This window comes from Paraburkholderia sp. SIMBA_030 (assembly GCF_046535245.1).
Taxonomy (GTDB): Bacteria; Pseudomonadota; Gammaproteobacteria; order Burkholderiales; family Burkholderiaceae; genus Paraburkholderia.
This window is the reverse complement of sequence record NZ_JAWRXB010000342.1, coordinates 1-278: the sequence shown is the minus strand read 5'-3', so window position 1 is coordinate 278 and position 278 is coordinate 1. Positions and strand designations below refer to the sequence as shown.

The 278-nt window shown below is 61.5% G+C and carries 1 protein-coding gene; it reads right to left on the bottom strand.

Features of this window, described 5'->3' with window-relative positions; genetic code table 11:
- On the bottom strand, positions 1-278 hold a 278-nt coding region (locus tag SB772_RS40265), incomplete at both ends, for a cytochrome P460 family protein (RefSeq protein ID WP_410838553.1).

Below are 278 nucleotides of genomic sequence, written 5' to 3'. Positions count from 1 at the left end.
GGTCTTCAAGAGCGGTTCGCTCTGGTTGGCGATGCCGTTCTCGAACTGCCCGTAGCCCCAACCACCGCTGTCCGCGTACTTCTTCGAGTCCTTGACGCTGATCTGGACATTCGTCGGGTCCCCGGCGACGAAGGATTGAGGCGCGGGAAACACGGCGTCGTTCTCCGGCGACGACTTGTAGACGTATGCGAGGCGGGCAATGATCGAGCCGTCTGGGAACGGCTTCTTGCCCGAGCGGAGCGCTTCGTAGGCAACGTCGTTACCAAGGATCGCACGAA